We start from the raw sequence: 21,479 nt of genomic DNA, 5'->3' as shown, positions 1-21,479 counted from the left end.
CCCATCGGCCGCCCCCATGACCCGAGCCATACGCGGGCCGTACGACGCCGAGCCCTACGCCAACGCCCCGAAGTGGGCTTCCCCCGACGGCGGGTGGTGCGGTCCGGAGTGGTGGATGGGGCGCTGGCCGCCCCGCAGGGGTACACCGCTGCCGCCACGCCGTCCCGCGACGATCTCCGCCGCGATGGACAGCGCGGTCTCCTCCGGGGTGTGGGCACCGAGGTCCAACCCGATGGGACTGCGCAGCGCGGCCCGTTCCCGATCGGTCAGCCCGACCGCGCGCAGTCGGTCGTCCCGCTCCCGATGGGTGCGGCGGGATCCCATCGCACCGACGTAGGCCACGGGCAGCCGTAGGGCGCGTTCCAGGAGGGGGATGTCGAACTTGGCGTCATGGGTGAGGACGCACAACACCGTCCGGGCATCGGTGCGAGTGGCGTCGAGGTAGCGGTGCGGCCAGTCGACGACGATCTCGTCCGCTTCGGGAAAGCGCTCCCTGGTGGCGAAGACGGGTCGGGCGTCGCACACCGTGACGTGATAGCCGAGGAACTTCCCGATGCGCACCAGCGCCGATGCGAAGTCGACCGCTCCGAAGACGATCATGCGCGGCGCGGGCCCGGTCGTCTCCACCAGGATCCGCAGGGCGGTGGCGCACCGGCTGCCGTCCTCCCCGAGGTCGACGGTGGCCGTGCGGCCGGCCTCCCACAACACGGCGGCCTCGGCGGCCACCGCCCGATCCAGCTCCGGCCGACCGCCGAGCGTCCCCTCACAGGCGCCGCCGGGCCGCGCCAGCAGGGCGCGCCCCACCAGCGAGGAGGGCCCGTCGATGACGCGGGCGAGTGCGACGCTCTCACCGCGTGCGGCAGCGGCGAGCGCCGCGTGCACGACAGTCGAAGGATCGGCTGGCCCGGGCGCGCGGTGCGCCTGGGCCCGGCTGCCGGGCGGTCGGATCGGGGTGATCAGGACGTCGATCCGACCGCCACAGCTCAGCCCCACCGCGAAGGCGTCCTCGTCATCGTGGTCGAAGCGCTCCCGAACGGGCCGACCGTCCTCGTTGGCCTGCCGGCACAGTTCGTACACGGCCCCTTCCACGCATCCCCCCGAGACCGACCCGATCGCGTTCCCCTCGGCGTCGACCGCGAGCGCCGCGCCCAGTTGGCGGGGCGCGCTGCCGCTGATGCCGACCACTGTCGCCACGGCGAACGCACGGCCCTGCACGACCCACCGGTTCAGGTCGTCGGCGATGTCCAGCATGGCGGCCTCCTGGTGTCTTCGGCGGGTGGCGGACAGGGAGAGCCGTCCGTCACCCGCCGGTCGTACCGGTGAGGTGCTCGGGGCGCACCGGCACCCGGGTGAGCGCCAGACCGGTGGCGGCGCGGATGGCCGCGAGCACGGCCGGGGTCGAGGAGAGAGTGGGTGCTTCGCCGACACCGCGGAGCCCGTAGGGAGCGTTCTCGTCGGCGAGTTCCAGTACGTCCACGGGGATGGTGGGGGTGTCCAGAATGGTGGGGATCAGATAGTCGGTGAAGGAGGGGTTGCGCACCCGCGCGGTCACCGGGTCGACGACGATCTCCTCCATCACCGCGATCCCCAACCCCTGGGTGGTGCCGCCCTGGATCTGTCCGACGACGGAGAGCGGGTTGAGTGCCTTGCCGACGTCCTGGGCGCAGGCGAGTTCGACCACCTTCACCAACCCCAGTTCGACGTCGACCTCGACGACCGCGCGATGGGCGGCGAAGGAGTACTGGATGTGCCCGTGGCCCTGGCCGGTCACCCGGTCGAGCGCCTCCGTGCGGCGGGGACGCCACTCCACCTCGGTCTCGACCGGCTCGTCCCCCAGCACCTCCGCCAGATCGGCCAGCGCCTCGCCGGCGTCGGTGACCACCCTGCCGGCCTCAAGTCGCAGGTCCGCGTGGGCCCAGGCGGGATGGTACGAACCGTGGGTGCGCCGACCCCGTTCGAGGACGCGCTCGCGCACGATCTCGCAGGCGTGCTTGATCGCGCCTCCGGTGACGTAGGTCTGTCGGGATGCCGATGTGGAGCCTGCGGAGCCGACCCGGGTGTCCGCCGGTGCGATGGTGACCTGGGCGACGCCCAGTTCGGTGCGGGCGATCTGGGCGTGGACGGTCACCCCGCCCTGGCCGACCTCCGCCATCGCGGTGTGCACGGTCACCACCGGCTCACCCGCGATGTTCTCCAGCCGGACACGGGCGGTCGAGTAGTCGTCGAAGCCCTCGGAGAAGCCCACGTTCTTGATGCCCACCGCATAGCCGACGCCGCGCACCACGTCCTCGCCGTGGGTGGTGTTGGACAGGCCCCCCGGCAGTGCGCGCACATCGGCTGCCGCGCCCGCGGTCTCCCACTGGCGCTCGGGCGGCAACGGGCGGGCCTTGACGCGGCGCAGTAGTTCGGCCACGGGCGCGGGGGAGTCGACCCGCTGTCCCGTGGGCATGACCGTGCCCTGGGACATGGCGTTGCGCTGTCTGAACTCCACCGGATCGAGGCCCAGTTCGGCGGCGACGCGGTCCATCTGGGCCTCGTAGGCGAAGCACGCCTGGACCGCGCCGAATCCGCGCATCGCCCCGCAGGGCGGGTTGTTGGTGTAGAGGGCGATGGTCTCGATGTCGACGTCGTCCACCACATAGGGGCCGATGCCGAGGGATGCGGCGTTTCCCACGACGGCCGGGGACGAGGACGCATACGCCCCGCCGTCCAGCACGATCCTGCACTTCACATGGGTGAGCTTGCCGTCCTTGGTGGCGCCGTGCTCATAGGTGAGGGTGGCCGGGTGCCGATGCACATGACCGAAGAATGATTCGAACCGGTTGTAGACCATCTTCACCGGTTTGCCGGTGTGCAGGGCGAGCAGACAGGCATGGATCTGCATGGAGAGGTCTTCCCGACCGCCGAAGGCGCCGCCGACGCCGGAGAGCGTCATCCGCACCTTGCTCGGGGGCAGACCGAGGACGGGGGCGATCTGCTGGAGGTCCGCGTGCAACCACTGGGTGGCCACGTGCAGTTCCACTCCGCCGTCGTCGGCGGGGATGGCCATACCGGACTCGGGGCCGAGGAAAGCCTGGTCCTGCATGCCGAAGACGTACTCACCGGTGACGACCACATCGGCGCGTTCGGCGGCCCTGGCGGTGTCACCGCGGACGATCGGCTGGCGGTGCACGATGTTGGGGTGGGGTACGTAGGGGCTGTAGTGGTCGTCGCGGTCCTCGTGGATGAGCACCGCATCGGGCGCGGTGGCGGACCGCTCATCGGTGATCACCGGCAGTTCGACGTAGTCGACGCGGATCTTGGCGGCGGCGCGGCGGGCGGTCTCCGGGTGGTCGGCTGCCACGAGGGCGACCGGCTCGCCGTGGTGGCGGACCTTGCCGTCGGCGAGTACGGGGGCGTCCTGGATCTCCAGGCCGTAGTGCCGGACATCGGTGGGGAGGTCGGCGTGGGTGAGCACGGCGTGCACACCGGGGACGGCGAGGGCCTCGGAGATGTCGATGGACCTGATCTCGGCATGGGCGTGCGGGGAGCGCAGGGTGTGGCCCCACAGCATGTCCTCGTGCCAGAGGTCGGATGCGTACGCGAACTCTCCGGTGACCTTGAGGACGCCGTCCGGGCGGAGGGTGGACTCACCGATGCCGCCGCGGGTGCGGGCGCCCTGCGTGAGTCCGGTGGCCGTGCCGATCGTGGTCATGATCCTCACACCGTCCGTTCGGGTGCCGCTTGGCGGGCGGCGGCCAGTCGGACCGCGTCCAGGATCTTCTCGTAGCCGGTGCAGCGGCAGAGGTTGCCTGAGAGTGCTTCCCGGATGTCCGCGTCCGACGGCTCGGGCTGGTGCTCCAGCAACTCATCGGCGGCGACCAGCAGTCCGGGGGTGCAGAAACCGCACTGGACCGCGCCGGCGTCGACGAAAGCCCGCTGGATGGGTGCGAGCGGATCGATCGCATCGATCTGAGCGGCTTCCGTGACGCGGGGGGTGCCGGTGGCGGGCTGCGCCGCGGCGTCGTCGCGCTGCCGGGCGAGGTCGGCGAGCCCTTCCACGGTGACGACGTCCCGCCCCTCGGCCTGTCCTGCGGCCACCAGGCACGAACAGACCGGCACCCCGTCGAGCCGAACCGTGCAGGAGCCGCACTCGCCCTGTTCGCACGCGTTCTTGGAGCCGGGCAGCCCGAGCCGCTCCCGCAGTACGTACAGCAGGCTTTCGCCCTCCCACACGTCGTCGGCCTGCTGCGGGCGTCCGTTGACGGTGAAATTCACCCGCACGGGGTGCTCCTCTCTCCTCCGCGGTACGACTGCCAGGTCCAGCCCAGGGTGCGCCGGGCCAGCACCCCGACCGCGTGCCGGCGATAGCGCGCCGTGCCGCGGACGTCGTCGATGGGGTTGCAGGCGCCCGCCGCCAGTTCCGCGAACTGGCGGGCGATCGGGGGCGGAAGGGGCCGGCCGTTGTCCCAGAACCCCCCTTCGTCGAGAGCGGCGGCGAGGAATTCCTCCGCCGTCCTCGCCCGAACGGGTGTCGGCGCCGCCGATCCGATTCCGGTGCGGACCGTACGGGTGGCGGGGTGGAGCGCGAGCGAGAAGGCACAGACCGCGATCACCATGGCATTGCGGGTACCCACCTTGGCGAACTGCTGCGGGCCGTCGGCGCGGGGGATGTGGACGGCCCTGATGAGTTCATCGGCGGCGAGGGCGTTGCGCTTGACGCCCGTGTAGAAGTCGTCGATGGGGATGCGACGGGTGCCGCGCAGCGAGACCGCCTCGACTTCGGCACCCGCGGCGAGGAGCGCCGGATGGGCGTCACCGGCGGGCGACGCCGTACCGAGGTTGCCGCCGACACCGCCCCTGTTGCGGATCTGCGGCGAGGCCACGGTGTGCGCGGCGAGGGCGAGCGCGGGCAACTCGCCCCGCAGGTCCTCCATGATCCGGGTGTACGGGACGGATGCGCCGAGCCGGACCGTATCGTCGCCGACCTCCCATTCACCGAGTTCCCCGATACGGGTGAGGTCCATCAGCCGGGAGGGCCGACGGTGATCAAAGTTGATCTCGACCATGACATCGGTGCCACCCGCGATGGGTACGGCCGCGGGGTACTCGGCCTTGGCGGCGAGCGCATCCTCCCAGCTGGCGGGGCGGAGGAAGTCCATGAACGGCTCTCTTCCGATCGTCTGCCGCAGGTTGGGACATCGCCTGCGTTCGATCCGGTGCTGTCGTCAGCCGGCCGACGGGGGCGCGGCCGGCCGGCGGTCGACCGGCTCTCCCTCTGTGGTGTTCACCTGGTGTGGCCCCAGTACACAAGGGCGTCCGCCATGCGGTGCAGTCACCGAAACCATGAAGGAGTTGGCTGGTCGACCGGTGCATCTTGTAGATTCGAACGAAAGGCGAGCCCGGTGGTCACGGTCCCGTGGCACTCCCTGTTCCTCGTTCCTCCCCGGGGCATCCGGTGTGCGGCGTCGGGGGCGGGGGCCGTAGGCACGCGACAACGAGATGGATCGGCGGCGACGAGATGCGGCTGCGCGCACTGCTGGAGAACGATGCGCTGGGGCTGCGGTTGCTCGGCGGCGAGGACGAGCTGGACCGCGGCGTGCGCGGGGTGATGACCACCGATCTGCGCGACCCCAGCCGCTATCTCTCCGGTGGCGAGCTGGTGCTGACCGGACTCGCCTGGCGGCGGTCCGCGCAGGACACCGAGCCCTTCGTACGCATCCTGGCGGCGGCCCAGGTGGCTGCGCTGGCGGCCGGCGAGGCGGAGCTGGGCGACATCCCCGACGATCTGATCGCGGCATGTGCCCGGCATCGACTGCCCCTCTTCGCGGTGAACGAGTCCGTCGCCTTCGCCACGATCACCGAGTACGTCGTGCGCCAGGTGTCGGGCGAGCGTGCCGGCGACCTCGCAGCGGTGGTCGACCGGCACCGCAGACTGATGACGTCGGGCCCGGCCGGCGGCGGCCCCGAGGTCGTCCTCGACCTCCTCGGCACCGATCTGGACCTGCACGCCTGGGTGCTCTCCCCCACCGGGCGACGGATCGCGGGCGCAGAGCTGCCGGCCTCCGTGGGCGCCGCCCTGGCGGGTGAACAACTGGCCGCGCTGCGCGGCGGGCGACGCGGACCGCACCGGGTGAGAGTGCAGTCCCGGACGTACTCCCTCTTTCCGATCCGCAACACGGGCCGGGGCCAGCCCACGGACGGCGGCGACGTCCGCGAGAGCGTGCTGTCGGACTGGATGCTGGCGGTGGAGGCGGACGCCGCCGACTGGCCGGCGGCACGGCTCGATCTGCTCCAGGGCGTGACCCAGTTGATCGCGGTCGAACGAGACCGCCGCGAGGCCGCCCGTACGGTGCGCAGACGGCTTGCACAGGAAGTTCTGGAGCTGGTCCAGTCGGGCGCTGCTCCGGCCGAGGTCGCGGCCCGGCTGCGGGTTGCCGCCCCGGTGCTGCTGCCCGGTCTCGGCTCGGCACCGCACTGGCAAGTGGTCGTGGCACGGGTGGACTGGGGCCCGGACTCCGCAGCCGTCGAGGCCGGCCCGGTCGCGCAGTCGTTGTTGGAGGAGATCCTCGTCGATCCCTCGTCGTCGGGGCCCGACTCGTCGGACCGGATCGCCGTGGCCCACGTCGGTAGGGAAGCCATCGCCCTGGTGCCGCTGTCGCCCGTCTCTCCCCCGGGTGAGGCAGGTACCGAAGGGGTCGCACAGAGCGGGCTGCACGCCGAAACCCTGCTCAGCGCGGTTCAGCAGCCACTGTCAGCGGGGTTGGCGGACGACGGGCGGCTGACGCTGGGCGTCAGCGCCCCGGTGAGCTCGGCGGAAGGTCTCAGGGGAGCGCTGGAGGAGGCCCGGCACGCACGCCGGGTGGCCGCCGCCCGACCGGGGCGGGTGTCCGCGGCCGGCCATCATGAACTGGCCTCCCACGTACTGCTGTTGCCGTTCGTTCCGGACGATGTCCGCAGGGCGTTCACCGCCCGGCTGCTGGACCCGCTGCGTGAGTACGACCAACGGCATCGCGCGGAGTTGATCCCGACGCTGGAGGCGTTCTTGGAATCGGACGGCTCCTGGACTCGGTGCGCCACCCGACTGCATCTCCATGTAAACACCCTGCGCTACCGGGTGGGGCGGATCGAACAGCTGACGGGTCGGGATCTCTCCCGGCTGGAGGACAAGCTGGACTTCTTCCTGGCTCTGCGGATGAGCTGAACGGCACCCAGCACCTGGCGCCCGTTCCGTTCAGCCGACGTCTGTTCCGGGCTCCGGGCTCCAGGTGAGTCAGGGCGGGGCTTGCGGGGGCCATGCAGCGCGGCAGTGTCGACGGGGCAGCTCGGGCCGGCACGCCGTACGAGTAGGGAGGCACGTCGGCGCGGTCCGATGTCCACTCGGCGTCTCCCCGACACCCTCCTTCGGGGGAACTGAAAGGGAAACCGACGAGGAATGCACCTGAGGCGTAGGTAATAGTAATAACTCAGCAGAAATGCGCGGGAATGAGGAATTCGGCCTAAGCCTGAGGAAAACTCACACATCAGGGACTCACCGCACCCATGGGCATCGCCTGTCCATCCACCCCCAAGCGCTGACCGGAAACAGCGCTCGCCACGCACGCCCTTTCCGGCCGGCGTGGCCTGGTCTCCGGCCACTCACCCATCGGGTGCACCACGCCTCGTGCCCGCGAACACGCCATGCGACGACGACCCGTGAAGCCTCGGGAACGGCCGCCCCCTCGGGGCGCGTTCCAGGCGCCGCACGGGCTCGGGGGATCAGCACAGGGAGCCCGGAACAGGACTTCGGCGCGGCCCTCTGCCGGGCCCGGAAGCATCGCTCACGACCATGCTGCGGCGAAGCTCGACGAGCCGCACGGGCCCGACGGGCAGGCGGCCGGTTCACAACTCCCCTGCGTCCCGGCCCGATGGCGGGATTCCGATCACCGCCCGGGCATTCGGGGCCGACGACCCCTTCGATCTTGGCCACCTGTCGGGTCAGTCCAACCCCATCGGCGTGCCAGGGATTGTGAAACAATTCACCAGAACCCTTGGCCGGGCAACCCCATCCATGCTGAGATGCCATCTACTCAACAGCTCAATGGCGTGCTCGGGGAGGGCATAGTGGCGCATACCGCCATGTCTGGTTCCGGAACCACCGCAGGTGACGACCCTCTCCAGACCGCGGTGTGGCGGCTGCGCTCGCGCGGCTGTTGGACCGACGCGGCGGCACTGCTCGCACCTCACGCGAGCAACGCAGCGGCGGCTCTGGAGCGGGCAGGACTACTGGTCGAGCGCTGTCTGTTCACCGGCGAAGGGTGGGCGGACGCGGAGGACGCGCTCCGCACGGCCGAAGCCGTGGCTCAGGACGACGAGGAGCGCGGCGGCGCAGCGTGCGAGCGCGGCAGGCTGGCCTACGCGGCCACCGTGCTGCGCGTGCGCGACCGGGCCGACGAGGCCCGCTCGGCGCTCGGGAGGGCCGCCGCTCTCCTCGCGCCCACCTCACCGGGCAGGCCGCTGCTCGACTTCCGTCGGGGGCTGGTCGCCGAACACATCGCCAAGGCGCCCCAAGCCGCCCGGGCCGCCTACCGCCGCGCCCACGACGGGGCCAGCGCGCACGGCGATCTGCTGCTGCTCTCCTTCACCTGGCACCAGCAGGCCGGGCTCTCCCTGCGCGACGGTGAGTTGGCCGAGGCCCGGCTCGGGTTCTCCGAGTCCCTGCGGATCCGCGTGGAGTTGGGCTATCTCATCGGTACGGCGTCGGCGCTCGTCGGGCTGGCTGACTGCGAGACGGAACCGGAGGCGGGGCGGTTGCGCGCCGAGGCGCGCCGGCTCTTCCGACTCCTCGGCGGCGTCCCCGTACGGCTGTCGGGTCGGCTGAGCGCTTCCGCCGCTCCACAGGTCCCGGCCGCACCGGGCGGTTCACCCCAGGTAGCCGCCCCTCGCGCCGTGACCAAGGGAGGGCCGACGGGAACCGCACCGGGGGCGACACCCAAGGCCGCGGCGGCGAAGCCCCCCGTACAGAAGGCGGTCACTCCACCCTCTCCCACCCAACCGGAACCCGCCGCATAGGGGCGCGATTCGGCACTGCACCGGGGGCGGACCCTCAGCGTCAGCCCAGGTCGCGGAGTTCCCTCATCGCGCGGTCCGCTTCGGTGGGGAGCCGGCCCGGGGAAGGGCGTTCCAACAGGTCCAACGCCCGTGACCAGCCGAACGAGCCACCACCGGCGCCCCCGCGTGCGGCATCGTCGATCAGCACTCCCATGCCCCGCAGCCGCTCCAGGCTCTGCGCATAGGCGGGATGGGTCGCCTGGGCGGCGCTGAGACAGGGCAGGACGGCGATCGGGACACCGGAGCCCACCGATTCACAGAGGATGCCGAGCGCCAGGGTGTCCGAGATGCCGGTCGCCCATTTGTTGATCGTGTTGAAGGTCGCAGGTGCCACGATGACCGCGTCGGGCGGCGGAAGGGGGCGCGGCTCATCGGGGCGGCGCCAGGCAGATCTGATCGGAAGGCCCGTCCGCGCCTCGATGGCGGCCCGGTCGACGAAGCCGAGCGCCTGCGGGGTCACCACGACGCCCACCCGCCAGCGTCGCTCCTGCGCCGCGGCGATCAATTGATCGATCTGCGAGGCCACTTGGGCGGCACAGACCACGATGTAGAGGAAGGGTCCAGGAGTCCGGTCAGTCATGGGGCACCTTCCTGCGATCGACGGCTTCCGCCCGGTGCACGATCAGCCTTCGGAACCGGTGAAGTGCTCGCGCACCAGCGTGCGCACCACGGCGAGGTCCTGTGTGGCGAGCGCCTCCAGCAGGGCCATGTGCTCCGCCGCATCGGCCACCAGTTCCGCGCGGCGGGGGATCGCCACCCCGGTCAGGGGCCACTGCGAGCGCCGGTGGAGGTCTTCCGCGACGTTCACCAGTTGGTCGTTGCCGGCGAGGGAGAGCAGGGCCCGGTGGAAGGCGCGATCGACTTCCGCATAGCGTGCGCGGTCCCCCACCGCTGCGGCGGCCACGGTCGCCTCGGCCAGGGGGCGCAGCCCCACCCAGTGCGCGGAGGGGATCGTCCGGGCCAACCGGAGCATGACCGGGACCTCGATCAGTGCGCGTACTTCGGCGAGCTCGGCGAGTTCGCGGGGGGTACGGACCGTGATGCGGAATCCGCGGTTGGGGACGACCTCGACCGTGCCTTCGGCGGCCAGCCGCTGCATGGCCTCGCGTACCGGAGTGGCGGAGACTCCGAAGCGCTCGGCGAGCGCGGGGGCCGAGTAGACCTCTCCCGGGGTCAGCTCACCGTCGATGAGCGCGGTGCGCAGCGCGTGGAGGATCTGTCCGCGTACGGAGTGGCGCTGAACCGTGCGCGGAAGGTGCTCGGACGGTGGCGGACGGTCGGCCGGGTCGGTCTCGGCCGGCTCATTGCCGGGGCCGGCCGTGGAGGGCGTTGGTCCGTCTTCGGGTCCACGGGGGCGCGGGGGCCGGGCGGTTCTTCCGGGCGATCGGCCCGCGCTCCCGACGTGTGTGTGGGAGTCTTCTCCACGTGTCTGCTCGGGCAGGCTCGCCCAACTCCCGTCGCGGGCCACGAGCGGCACTTCGTCCCACTCGTTCGAGCTGGACGGGGACGCTTCCGCGGTGGTCGGGGAGCGCTCTGAGCGGGCGGTCGCGCGTGCTCGGGCCTGCTCCACTCGGGTCCTCCTCCGACCGGCGGGACGACCCGGCTGGCGGTTGCGGGGCCATGGGTGCACCATAGGCGGACTGGAGTCCAGTTCAAACACCGATCCGGTCGGGTAAGGTAAGGCTAACCTGCTAACGATCGCGATTCGGTGGTCCCCGGCATGATCCTTCCCGCCTTGACGCCCTCGCTGGCCTCACCCCTCGCAGACTCCTATGCACGTCTTGGCGAGGTATATCCGACTTTGCGGATACGGGAGCTCTCGCACGGCGAACCGACACCCTCGGGTACCGGTTGGGTCAGCGCCCATGAGCTCGCCGCCGGCGGCGCCGCGCTCGACGCCTTCCTGGCGTGGGACAACGCCCAGGTGCTCCGGGACTACGGCGAGCAGGCCCGTCCCGATGTGATCGCGAGTTTCGGGCTGCACCGCTACGCCTGGCCCGCCTGTCTGCTGTTCACCGTCCCCTGGTTCCTGCGCCGCAGGGTGCCCCGGGTGCCCGTGGAGAACGTCTGCCTCCAGCGCACCCTCGGGCAGATGACGGTACGGATGACCGGCTTCTCCTGTCTACCGGGAGATCCAGCGGCGGCCCTGCCCGGCGCCCGGGTGGTCCCGGACGAGGAAGCGCTGCGGGCGGAATTGCGGAACGCGGTCGCCGAGCACATCGAACCGCTGCTGAACGGCTTCGGCCCCCGGATGCGCCGCGGCAAGCGAGCGCTGTGGGGCATGGCGAGCGACGAGGTCGTCGAAGGACTCTGGTACATCGGCAACCGGCTGGGCGAAGAGCAGCGGGCCATGGCGGAGTTGGAACTGCTGCTGCCGGGCACCACCAAGCCCTATGTCGGCTCCCCCGGCTTCCGGGTGCTGAGCGGCCCGGCCGGCGAGGAACTCCCCACCCGGGATCGCGCGAGTTGCTGCCTCTTCTACACTCTGCGACCGGACGACACCTGCGTCACGTGCCCGCGTACATCCGACGCGGCGCGGGTCGCAAGGCTGCTTCCGGGCGACTGATCACACGTCAGTCACGGTGCGCCGAGGTGGTTACGCTATGGATGTCACGCCCCCCTTCCGGGTGATATAAATCGTACGCACCTCACTCTGACCGCGCGTCAGTTCGAGCGAAACACACCTATCCGTATGCCGTATGGCCCCATTGGCGTTCTCTTGCCACGAAACCCCCTGGGATCGCCAGGACTTCGGTCACTATGGCGGCCGAAATGCCCTACCGCGATGCAGATGCAAGGGACACCAACACATGAGAGACATATCGCTTACCTGGCTGCTTCCCGGCGGCGTGATGGTCGTGGGAGTCCTGGTGGCGGTCGTAGTGCTCGCACGCGGCAAGAAAGCCGCTGCCAAGCCCCAGGTCGAGGACTCCTGGGAGCGCAGTGAGGAGCGCCGAAGGCGCAAGGAAGCCATATACGGCACCGCTTCCTACGTTCTCCTCTTCTGCTGCGCGGCGGTTGCCGCAGCACTCTCCTTCCACGGCCTGGTCGGCTTCGGCCGACAGAATCTGAACCTCTCCGGGGGCTGGGAGTACCTGGTCCCCTTCGGTCTCGACGGCGCGGCCATGTTCTGTTCCGTACTCGCCGTCCGTGAGGCCAGCCACGGTGACGCCGCCCTCGGCTCCCGACTCCTGGTGTGGACGTTCGCCGGTGCCGCCGCCTGGTTCAACTGGGTCCACGCACCGCGCGGCCTGGGCCACGACGGCGCGCCCCAGTTCTTCGCCGGCATGTCGCTGTCCGCAGCCGTCCTCTTCGACCGCGCGCTGAAGCAGACCCGTCGGGCGGCACTGCGTGAGCAGGGCCTGGTGCCCCGCCCGCTGCCGCAGATCCGTGTCGTTCGCTGGCTGCGTGCGCCCCGTGAGACCTTCAACGCCTGGTCGCTGATGCTGCTTGAGGGTGTCCGAACCCTCGATGAGGCGGTCGAGGAAGTACGTGAGGACCGTCAGGCCAAGAAGGAGAGCCGCACCCGCAGCCGGGACCAGCAGAAGCTGGACCGGGCGCGGATAAAGGCCCTCAACCGGCAGCACCGCGCCTGGGGTCGGGGCCGCGTCCTTCAGGACCCCGACCTGCCGGCCCTCAACTCCGGTGCGGCGGGTGGTTCGGCACAAGCTTTGACGGGTGCGCCGGATTCGAAATCCGTCGCGGAGCCTGCCATAGGATCCGGACAGCTGCCTCTTCGTTCTCGGCACTCTCTCCAGTCCGCCAGTTCGACCCCCGGGTCTGAGCCCATCAGGGTCGACCTCACCGCCGAGGATGACACCCAGACACTTCCGCGTCTGGACTCCTTGGAACGCAAACTCAAAGACCTGGAGCAGCAGTTCGGCTAGCTGAACGCCGAACCGCACCACCCTCCCGAGGCAGTGTCAAAGGCCGGCCTGGCATCAGGCCGGCCTTTTGCGCAGCTCGAACCAGATGACCTTGCCCGCGCGCTGGGTCCGCACGCCCCAGGAGTCGGCGAGTTCACGCACAAGGAGCAGTCCCCTGCCGTGGGTGGAGAGGTCGTCGACGGACGGCGGCTCCACCGTGTCGCGGCCTTCGGGATGGAGCATGCGGGTACCGGGGTGCGGTGGATCGTGGAGGGGGAGCCCGGGCATGAAGTCGCGTACTTCCACGCGCAGCACGGAGGACACGACCGTCACGGTGACCACCGCACCGTGCTCGGTGTGGATCAGTGCATTGGTCACGAGTTCGCTGGCCAGTAGTTCCGCCGAGCCGACGGTGTCGGCGCGCTGTGCTGCCAACTGCCTCGGGTCGGGACGGGGTGAGCCGTCCCCGAGTCCATGAAGGTCCTCTATCTCCTGCCAGTCCCTGAGCAGTTCACGGATGAAGGCCCGTACCGCCGGCACCGATCGGATGTCCTTGCACCCCAGGCGTCTGCGCAGTACGCCCCGTATGGCCGCCGACGGCGCCTGCTGGGGTGCCGGGCTCCCCTGGTCGGTCCGCTCGCGCCGTGGTGCCGGGCCCTGCTGCGCCCGCTGCGGCGAAGGGTGGGACGGTGGCGGCGCCACTTCGGCTGGTCTGGCCTGATCCGTCCGTGCCCGATTTCCCCCGTACATCTCGCGCCCCCCGCATCCCCCGTGCACGTCATGTGCCGTGTGCGTGCCGTCGTCCCTTCGTCCGCCCTGCTCGGCGCCTCTATCTGCACCGGGCCCGGCCCCTCCCTGACTCCCTGTCATCATCCCCACCCGCACGTCGGACCATGTCGCGACTCGTTGCACCGAACGCTTCCACGAAGAGCATTGCCCTTCGGCGAGTGCACCACGCATGCCGAAGGGGCAACCGCTCGCGTCGGGCCAGTCATGTCATGCAACCGGCGGATCGCTTCTACGCCCATTGCCGGAGAGCGCTCACGGTGCACTCCCGCCGTTCGACGCGGTTGGTTCAGACGGGGAACCCTTGGTGGGAGCGGGGTCGGACACTCATGGACGGGGCACGTTGCGCAGATTGGAACGGGCCATCTGGACCATCCGCCCCACCCCGCCGTCCAGCACCATCTTGCTGGCGGACAGCGCGAACCCGGTGACCATCTCCGCACTGATCTTCGGTGGGATGGAGAGTGCGTTCGGATCGGTGACCACGTCCACCAGCGCGGGCCCCTTGTGCTTCAGGGCGGCCTTGAGCGCGCCCGCGAGTTGCTTGGGCTTCTCCACCCGCACGCCGTAGGCGCCCGCCGCCCGGGCGATCGCCGAGAAGTCGGGGTTGACGTTGGTCGTTCCGTACGAGGGAAGACCGGCCACCAACATCTCCAACTCGACCATGCCGAGGGAGGAGTTGTTGAACAGTACGACCTTCACCGGCAGGTCGTACTGGACGAGGGTGAGGAAGTCCCCCATCAGCATGGAGAATCCACCGTCTCCGGACATGGAGATGACCTGCCGGTCACGGTCGATGAACTGGGCGCCGATGGCCTGGGGCAGTGCGTTGGCCATCGAGCCATGGCTGAACGAGCCGATGATCCGCCGTCGGCCGTTGGGCGAGAGATAGCGGGCCGCCCACACGTTGCACATGCCGGTGTCGACGGTGAAGACGGCGTCCTCGTCCGCGAGGTCGTCCAGGACCGATGCCACATACTCCGGGTGGATCGGAACGTGCTTCTCCACCTTGCGTGTGTACGCCTTGATCACGCCCTCCAGCGCGTCGGCGTGCTTCTTCAGCATCTTGTCGAGGAACCTGCGGTCGGTCTTCACCCGCACCCGTGGGATGAGACAGCGCAGCGTCTCGCGGACGTCACCCCAGACGGCGAGGTCCAGTTTGGAGCGACGGCCGAGGTGCTCGGGCCGGACGTCGACCTGGACGATCTTCACATCGTCCGGCAGGAACGCCTGGTACGGAAAGTCCGTCCCCAGCAGGATCAGCAGATCGCACTCGTTCGTGGCCTCGTAGGCGGCGCCGTAACCCAGGAGACCGCTCATCCCCACGTCGTACGGATTGTCGTACTGGATCCACTCCTTGCCCCGGAGTGCGTGTCCTACGGGGGACTTGACGCGCTCGGCGAACTCCATCACCTCGGCATGGGCGCCCGCCGTGCCGCTGCCGCAGAACAGGGTCACCCGGTCGGCCTCGTCGACCATACGGACCAACTTGTCGATCTCGGTGTCCCCGGGCCTGACGGTGGGCCGCGAGGTCACCAGGGCGTGCTCCATGGTCTTCTCGGGAGCCGCCTGGGAGGCGATGTCGCCGGGCAGCGAGACCACGCTCACTCCGCTGCGTCCGATCGCGTGCTGGATCGCGGTCTGGAGCAGGCGCGGCATCTGCTTCGGGTTGGAGATCAGCTCGCTGTAGTGGGAGCACTCCCGGAACAGCTGATCGGGGTGGGTCTCCTGGAAGTAGCCGAGTCCGATCTCACTGGAGGGGATCTGCGAGGCGAGCGCGAGCACCGGAGCCATGGAGCGGTGGGCGTCGTACAGCCCGTTGATGAGGTGGAGGTTGCCGGGACCACAGGAGCCGGCGCAGGCGGCCAGCTTCCCGGTGATCTGCGCCTCCGCGCCTGCCGCGAAGGCAGCGGTCTCCTCGTGCCGGACCTGGACCCAGTCGATGGCGGAGTTACGACGGATGGCGTCGACGACGGGATTGAGGCTGTCGCCGACAACCCCGTACAGCCGTTGGACACCGGCGCGGACGAGGATGTCGACGAACTGTTCCGCCACGTTCTGCTTGGCCATGGGATGGGCACCCTTTCTACGGCTTGACGGCCTCAGGCTCCATCAACCCACGGCTGGCCCGGTTTCGCCTCTCAGTGCCGTCCGACGCCCAGCTGCCGGCCGTTGCCGTCAGGTCTCCCAGATGGCCGCGGCCGTACGGTCGTCCGCGTAGCCCGTCGCCCGCAGTTGGACGTCGGCGAGGAAGGCGGCGAGGCCGGGCGGTTCGGCAGTCGCGGTCCAGCGGTTCGCCAGTTCGTCGGTGAGTGCGGTCTCCGAGCGCAGCGGTTCGGCGAACCCCGGACTGCACAGCAACAGTGTGTCCCCGGGCTGCGCCACCGAGGCTCGGAACCGAAAGGGTTCGGCGGGCCCCGGTGTCGGGACCTCGACATAGGGCGAAGGAGGTGCCGGAATCCCCAGGTCCATCGTGAGTCGATCGCCCTCGGGGGCGGTGGGCTGCGGATCGGGCGATCGGCCCGGCCCGTCGTCCGGCCCGGACGGCTGCGGACGGGCCGATCCGTAGCCGAGCACCGGCTCGCCCACCGTGCTCTGCGGACTGGGCAGTGACGGTTCTATGTCCTGCCAGACACCGCCGCGCAGCCGCAGGAGACCACCGGCGCCGACCCCGAAGTACACCCGCGTTCGACATGCGGGATCGGCCGAGAGCAGCAGAGCGCGCAGACCGGCCCGGTACTCCTGCGGCTCGACTCCGGCTTCGACCGCGCTGGTACGCAGTTTGCCGAGGCTTCGATCGGTCAGCCGGTGCAGTCCGGATTTGAGGTCGCCGCGGCGACCTGCCCGGATGTCCTCGGAGAGCCGGGCGTGACTGCGGCCGACGGCTCCGCCGATCCAGTGACAGGCGTCCGCGGCGGCGCGGTGCGCCATCTCGGGACCTGCGGACCTGGCTCCGCTGGCGATCACCACCAGGACGAGGGCTGCCGTGCCGTTGCCGAAGCGCACGGTCAGCAGCGCATCGCGGCGGGGCTCTCCGCGGTAGCGGGCGGAGTCCCCCCGGACGGATGCCGCCCGCAGGATGAAGGAGCCGTAGCGGGCGCCGTCGAGGACGGTGTCCGATGGCGAGTGACCGAGTCCCTCGGGGGTGGCGGCGGGCAGGGCGGTGGGCTCGGGGTCGTAGGTGGGCGGGCGGTCGCCGACGTATCCGCCCCGGGGACGGTCCGGGCCGGTGGTCCGCGGACCGGGCGGCCGGGCGAAGGCAGGCGGCACGGTGGGCCGTTGGGGAACCTCGCCGGCCGGCCGACCGGGCGGGCGGGGTGGGGTCACGGGGGCTGGCGGAGGGACGGGCGGTGCCGCCGAGTCTTCCGGAACGGGGGGCTCCCAAGGGGCGCGGGGACGAGGGGTGATCGGCGCGGCGGGCCGTTGCGGTTGCGGTTGCGGTTGCGGTTGCGGGCGATGCACCGGGGCCCCTGCGGGGGTCTGCGCGGTGGCCGGGGGCGCAAGGGGACGCGCGGGTGGGTCGACCGCCTCGAAGCGGCCGGTACGAACGGGAGGGGCGGTAGGGGCGGGGCCGCGTGGAGTGTCGTTGTCGGTGAACGCGTCGATCGACACGACATCACGGGCGGATGCGGTCGAAGCCGGCGCTTGAGTGGCGGTCGGCGGACCGTCCGGAGGAGCGGCGGCGTTGGAGGGGGCGGCGTCCGCAGGGGGCTCGCCCGTCGGCCGCCCGGGGTGCGCTGCACTCCGTTCGCTGTCGGTTCCGCCGTCCACGGACCGGGGGGCGGTCGGTTGGGGTCGCACCTCACGTTCGCCTTGGGATTCCGTCCGGGATTCCGCACGGGATGGGGCGGCCACCTCTTGATTCATCGGCTGCGGCTCGCGTGGCTGTCGCTGCGGGGTCGACCCCGGCCCGGACAGGGGCACCGTCCTGGGGTCGGGTACGGACGGTGTCACCGCGTCCGAGGCTGAGTCGAACCGGGTGTCCAAGGTGTCGCCCGTACGTGTCGTCGGTCCCGTGTCCGGCGTGGACTCGTCGTACAGCCGGTTCCACCAGTCGTCTTCGGCCTGCTGACTCATGCCCTTATTGTCCACAGTGAGTGCCGCATGAGAATGGGGCTTTCCGAAAACCTATAAGCACCAACAGCTCTGACCTGCCTGCCTCTTGGCCACCCTTTCGGCCAAGACCGTCTTCACTCAACGGAGGCACTCCTCGACCGAATCACCCCGTATACGACGCAAGTGCACGATTCCATGGGGTTGGTGAGGTGACAGTGACTCCGCAGTGGCCCAGTGATGGATGGTGCATGGATGATGGGATTGGCGTGAACACGCCGTGGCCGTTTTCCGCCACGGATGCAGGGGAAGTGCAGGCCCGGTGGGGCTGGTGCTGGAGGGGGTCTGGTGCTCGGAGCGATAGGTCTCGATGAGGGACAGGAGTCCGCCTACCGTGCTCTCGTGGCGCTCGGCGCGGCCGAGGTGACCGACCTCGCACGCCGGCTCGCACTCTCGGAGACCGAGATGGAACGGGCACTGCGACGGCTGGAGCAGCGCGGACTTGCCGCCCGGTCTTCGGTACGTGCAGGGCGATGGGTGGCCGCACCCCCGGGGGTGGCTCTCGGCGCCCTGCTCACCGAGCAACGGCACCAATTGGACCAGGCGGAGTTGGCGGCGGCCGTACTGGCCCGACAGTTCCGCGCGGAGGCCACCGCATCCGCGGACCACGACCTGGTGGAGCTGGTGACGGGCCAGAGCGCCATGGCCCACCGCTTCGCCCAGTTGCGGCTCGGGGCGGTGAAGGAGGTCTGTGCGCTGGTCACCGACCTCGACCAACTCGGGTCCGCCGCTGACCACACCGGTGGAGCGGGCCCGGACCAGCCCGCAAACCACCCCGTGAACCACTCCAGCCACCGGCAGGACACCCCGATCACCGGCCCCGGTTTCGCCGAGCCCTGGCCCGGTGGAGCAGACGGATACCCGGGCCACGCCGCACCGCGAGGATCGTTCCACCGGGACGAGGACACAGACGAGACTCCCGGGGCGGCCGGGGCGGACCGGATCGACGGCCCCATGGACGTGGGATGGGTCGACGGGCTCCCGCCCTACGGTGGATTCAGCCATCGGACGGTGCTCTCCCGCGAGGCCCTGTCCGTCCCCGGTGCCGTACCGCAGCTCACCGCGGCCCTGGCACGCGGAGAACGTGTGCGCGTCGTCGACGAGGTGCCGACCCGGCTGGTCATCGCCGATCGGACCATGGCCATGGTCCCCCTCACCGGGCGGGACTCCGATGCAGCCGCGCTCGTCGTCCACGGCTGTGGCCTCCTGGACGCACTGACCTGCCTGTTCGATGCCGTCTGGCGGGAGGCGGTCCCCCTGCGCTTGGGGATGGGGGCCATGGCCGGCTGCCTTGCGGAGACCGCCGGGGGGCCCGATGCCACCGATCTGGAGATCCTGACCCTGCTCCTCGCCGGCATGACGGACGCCCGGGTCGCCAAACAGCTCGACCTGGGGTTGCGGACCGTGCAACGCAGGGTGAAGGGGTTGATGGAGCTGACCGGTGTGACGACACGGCTCCAGCTGGGCTGGCATGCGTACGCCAAGGGATGGGTGGCCCGCGACTCCTGCGGGTGAGACACGGCTGACCTGGGCCCTCGTGGCGGTCCACCGGCCGCAGGGACGGCCTCCCCACCCGATGGGAGCGGCTGCGACCTGCGGGAGCGGCCCCGATACCGCACCCTTGGCAGATGGGCGTGTGGCAGCTCGTGCTGGTCGGTCTGGTGATGGTGCTGGGCCTCGTCGGGGTCATGGTTCCCGGTGTGCCCGGGCGATGGCTCGTCTGGGCGGCGATGCTCTGGTGGTCACTGCACGAACAGTCGGGACTCGCCTGGGTGCTGCTCGTCGCCTCCACCGCGCTGTTCCTCGTCGACCAGGTGGTGGTGTGGCTGCTGCCCACGCGCAGACTGCGTGGAGTGGGCATCACCCGACGGATGGCGGTCTTCGCCGGTGCGGGCGCGGTGCTGGGATTCGTCCTCCTACCGGTGATCGGTGCGGTACCCGGGTTCATCGGCGGGATCTACGGCACCGAGCGACATCGGCTCGGAGGGCACGGCCAGGCGATGGCGGCCACCCGACAGGTGATGCGGGCAGCCGGAACGAGCGTGCTGGTGGAGTTGTTCGCCTGTCTGATGGTGGTGGGCGCCTGGCTGGGTGCCGTCTTCTGGGGTTGACCGCGCCGCCCGCGTCGGAAGGCTCCCTTTCGCGTCCCGACGCCCCGGCCGGTTGCCCCACCGTCCGGTGGGGCGGGTCACCCCCCACACACAGTGCGGCGGCCGACCGCACAACCGCCCGGCCGCCCGCCGCACCTACTGGGTCACCTCACCCGACCGCGCTTCGCCTCCACGGCCGCCCGGCCCTCGGCGTGCTTGCGCCGCCAGTCCCTGCGGATCTCCGCGCGCACCCGGGCATCGGTCTTCGCGACGATGTACTGGTTCTCGCGCAGCAACTTGCGGTAGCTCTCCAGTCGGCGCTCGCCCAGCGAACCGTCCGCGAGGGCGGCGAGCACCGCGCAACCCGGTTCCGACTCATGGGCGCAGTCGTGGAAGCGGCAGCCTTCGGCGAGTTCCTCGATCTCCGAGAAGACCTGGCCCACGCCGGTCCCGGCATCCCACAGCCCCACTCCCCGCAGTCCGGGAGTGTCGATGAGGACCCCGCCACCCGGCAGGGCGAGGAGGTTACGGGTGGTGGTGGTGTGACGCCCCTTGCCGTCGACGTCACGCGCCTCCTGCACCTCCATCACCTCTTCACCGGTGAGGGCGTTCGCCAGGGTGGACTTTCCCGCCCCGGAGACACCGAGCAGCACGGTCGTTCCGCTGGAGACGACAGCGGCGAGGACGTCCATTCCCAGCCCGGTGTGCGAACTGACGGGAAGGACCTGCACTCCGGGCGCAGTGTGCTGAACGTCGTCGACGAGATAGGAGAGCCCGGTCGCATCCGGTACCAGGTCGGCCTTGGTGAGGACGACGATCGGTTGGGCACCGCTCTCCCACGCCAGGGCGAGGAAGCGCTCGATCCGTCCGAGGTCGAGTTCCACAGCGAGGGAGACCGCGATGACGGCGTGGTCGACGTTGGCCGCGAGGATCTGGCCCTCGGAGCGCTTCGAGGAGGTGGAGCGGACGAACGCGGTGCGTCGGGGCAGATAGGTGCGGACGAACCGGGGGTCGCCGCCGGGGTCGACCGCTGCCCAGTCGCCCGTGCAGATCACCCGCAGCGGGTCATGAGGGGTGACGAACGCCGTATCGGCCCGGATCACACCGTCGGCGGTGATGACATCGCAGTGGCCGCGATCGACGCGCACCACCCGTCCGGGTACCAGGCCCTGTGCACGGTACGGGGTGAACTCCGCCGCCCAGTGCTCATCCCAGCCGAAGGCGGCGAGGGAGTGCGACGGGATGGAGTCGGAGGTGGAGAGTGACAAGGGAAACCCTTCGAAGGGTGGTCCCGGCCGCGCGCTGAACGCGCGGTTGGCTTCGGTGTGTCAGCCGTTTCAGCCGAGGACCACAGGGGTGGGGTGGATGAACTCCTGATTGCGGGCAGCGCCCGGCACCATGACCGTCATCAACGTCCTCACCTCCTGCTTCACCAAGCACTCGTCGTACGGGGCGGGGCACACGGCTCCGTCCCCGGGGGAACGGCAGAACCATAACCGTCGCGGGAAGCACGCGCCAGGCGTTTTCGCCCGTCGGTGCGAGCACCCACGTCGGA

Annotated in this window: 16 protein-coding genes; 6 read left to right on the top strand and 10 right to left on the bottom strand. The window is 70.4% G+C overall.

What is annotated here, in order from left to right; translation table 11 throughout:
• Positions 1-54: 54 nt before the first annotated feature.
• Genes ACFXJL_RS33400 through ACFXJL_RS33385 form a run of 4 tightly spaced genes read right to left on the bottom strand, consistent with a single transcriptional unit; the run spans position 55 to position 5,141 of the window.
• On the bottom strand, positions 55-1,251 hold the full coding sequence (locus tag ACFXJL_RS33400) for an XdhC family protein (protein ID WP_384698928.1): 1,197 nt from the start codon (positions 1,249-1,251) through the stop codon (positions 55-57).
• A gap of 49 nt (positions 1,252-1,300) precedes the next feature.
• On the bottom strand, positions 1,301-3,694 hold the full coding sequence (gene pucD / locus ACFXJL_RS33395) for a xanthine dehydrogenase subunit D (protein WP_384698925.1): 2,394 nt from the start codon (positions 3,692-3,694) through the stop codon (positions 1,301-1,303).
• Between the two features lie 5 nt (positions 3,695-3,699).
• Positions 3,700-4,263: a (2Fe-2S)-binding protein gene (locus ACFXJL_RS33390; RefSeq protein ID WP_384698922.1), complete on the bottom strand. Its 564-nt coding sequence runs from the start codon at positions 4,261-4,263 to the stop codon at positions 3,700-3,702.
• Positions 4,254-5,141, bottom strand: coding sequence for an FAD binding domain-containing protein (locus tag ACFXJL_RS33385; RefSeq protein ID WP_384698919.1), 888 nt, complete (start codon positions 5,139-5,141; stop codon positions 4,254-4,256). Before ACFXJL_RS33385 ends, ACFXJL_RS33390 begins: the two co-directional genes overlap by 10 nt.
• A gap of 359 nt (positions 5,142-5,500) precedes the next feature.
• On the opposite strand from ACFXJL_RS33385, the gene ACFXJL_RS33380 reads away from it, so the two are divergent.
• Positions 5,501-7,183 (top strand): PucR family transcriptional regulator, encoded by a 1,683-nt coding sequence (locus ACFXJL_RS33380; RefSeq protein WP_384698916.1) that lies wholly within the window; start codon positions 5,501-5,503, stop codon positions 7,181-7,183.
• A 914-nt stretch (positions 7,184-8,097) separates the two neighbouring features.
• Entirely contained in the window at positions 8,098-9,030 is a 933-nt protein-coding gene (locus tag ACFXJL_RS33375) for a hypothetical protein (RefSeq protein WP_384698913.1), read from the top strand.
• A 40-nt stretch (positions 9,031-9,070) separates the two neighbouring features.
• Here the strand turns inward: ACFXJL_RS33375 and ACFXJL_RS33370 are convergent, their stop codons facing one another.
• Both ACFXJL_RS33370 and ACFXJL_RS33365 read right to left on the bottom strand, forming a co-directional pair.
• Entirely contained in the window at positions 9,071-9,649 is a 579-nt protein-coding gene (locus tag ACFXJL_RS33370) for a flavoprotein (protein WP_384698910.1), read from the bottom strand.
• Positions 9,650-9,691: 42 nt separating this feature from the next.
• Complete coding sequence (locus tag ACFXJL_RS33365) at positions 9,692-10,639, bottom strand: GntR family transcriptional regulator (protein ID WP_384698907.1); 948 nt, start codon at positions 10,637-10,639, stop codon at positions 9,692-9,694.
• Between the two features lie 150 nt (positions 10,640-10,789).
• Here ACFXJL_RS33365 and ACFXJL_RS33360 point away from each other — a divergent pair, with 150 nt between their 5' ends.
• Both ACFXJL_RS33360 and ACFXJL_RS33355 read left to right on the top strand, forming a co-directional pair.
• Positions 10,790-11,635: a (2Fe-2S)-binding protein gene (locus ACFXJL_RS33360; protein ID WP_358878441.1), complete on the top strand. Its 846-nt coding sequence runs from the start codon at positions 10,790-10,792 to the stop codon at positions 11,633-11,635.
• Positions 11,636-11,879: 244 nt separating this feature from the next.
• The gene (locus tag ACFXJL_RS33355) at positions 11,880-12,956 is read left to right on the top strand and encodes a DUF2637 domain-containing protein (RefSeq protein ID WP_329024563.1); all 1,077 of its coding nucleotides are present in this window, start codon (positions 11,880-11,882) and stop codon (positions 12,954-12,956) included.
• 54 nt (positions 12,957-13,010) lie between these two features.
• On the opposite strand, the gene ACFXJL_RS33350 is transcribed toward ACFXJL_RS33355, so the two are convergent.
• From ACFXJL_RS33350 to ACFXJL_RS33340, 3 genes are all read right to left on the bottom strand, one after another.
• Entirely contained in the window at positions 13,011-13,637 is a 627-nt protein-coding gene (locus ACFXJL_RS33350; RefSeq protein WP_384643658.1) for an ATP-binding protein, read from the bottom strand.
• Between the two features lie 411 nt (positions 13,638-14,048).
• The gene (locus ACFXJL_RS33345; RefSeq protein ID WP_384643661.1) at positions 14,049-15,791 is read right to left on the bottom strand and encodes a pyruvate dehydrogenase; all 1,743 of its coding nucleotides are present in this window, start codon (positions 15,789-15,791) and stop codon (positions 14,049-14,051) included.
• Between the two features lie 108 nt (positions 15,792-15,899).
• On the bottom strand, positions 15,900-17,048 hold the full coding sequence (locus tag ACFXJL_RS33340) for a protein phosphatase 2C domain-containing protein (RefSeq protein WP_384698901.1): 1,149 nt from the start codon (positions 17,046-17,048) through the stop codon (positions 15,900-15,902).
• A 1,074-nt stretch (positions 17,049-18,122) separates the two neighbouring features.
• Between ACFXJL_RS33340 and ACFXJL_RS33335 the strand changes: the two genes are divergently transcribed.
• A complete protein-coding gene (locus ACFXJL_RS33335; RefSeq protein WP_384698898.1) occupies positions 18,123-19,349 on the top strand; it encodes a helix-turn-helix domain-containing protein in 1,227 nt (408 codons plus the stop codon).
• Positions 19,350-19,462: 113 nt separating this feature from the next.
• On the top strand, positions 19,463-19,945 hold the full coding sequence (locus ACFXJL_RS33330) for a DUF456 domain-containing protein (RefSeq protein WP_358878437.1): 483 nt from the start codon (positions 19,463-19,465) through the stop codon (positions 19,943-19,945).
• A gap of 143 nt (positions 19,946-20,088) precedes the next feature.
• Here the strand turns inward: ACFXJL_RS33330 and rsgA are convergent, their stop codons facing one another.
• Positions 20,089-21,192 carry a ribosome small subunit-dependent GTPase A gene (gene rsgA, locus ACFXJL_RS33325; RefSeq protein WP_384698894.1) on the bottom strand — a complete coding sequence of 368 codons (1,104 nt, stop codon included), beginning with the start codon at positions 21,190-21,192 and terminating at the stop codon, positions 20,089-20,091.
• Positions 21,193-21,479: the final 287 nt, after the last annotated feature.

Origin of the sequence: Streptomyces sp. NPDC059256, assembly GCF_042753785.1 — a bacterium.
Taxonomy (GTDB): Bacteria; Actinomycetota; Actinomycetes; order Streptomycetales; family Streptomycetaceae; genus Streptomyces.
This window is presented reverse-complemented; position numbering and strand designations above follow the sequence as displayed.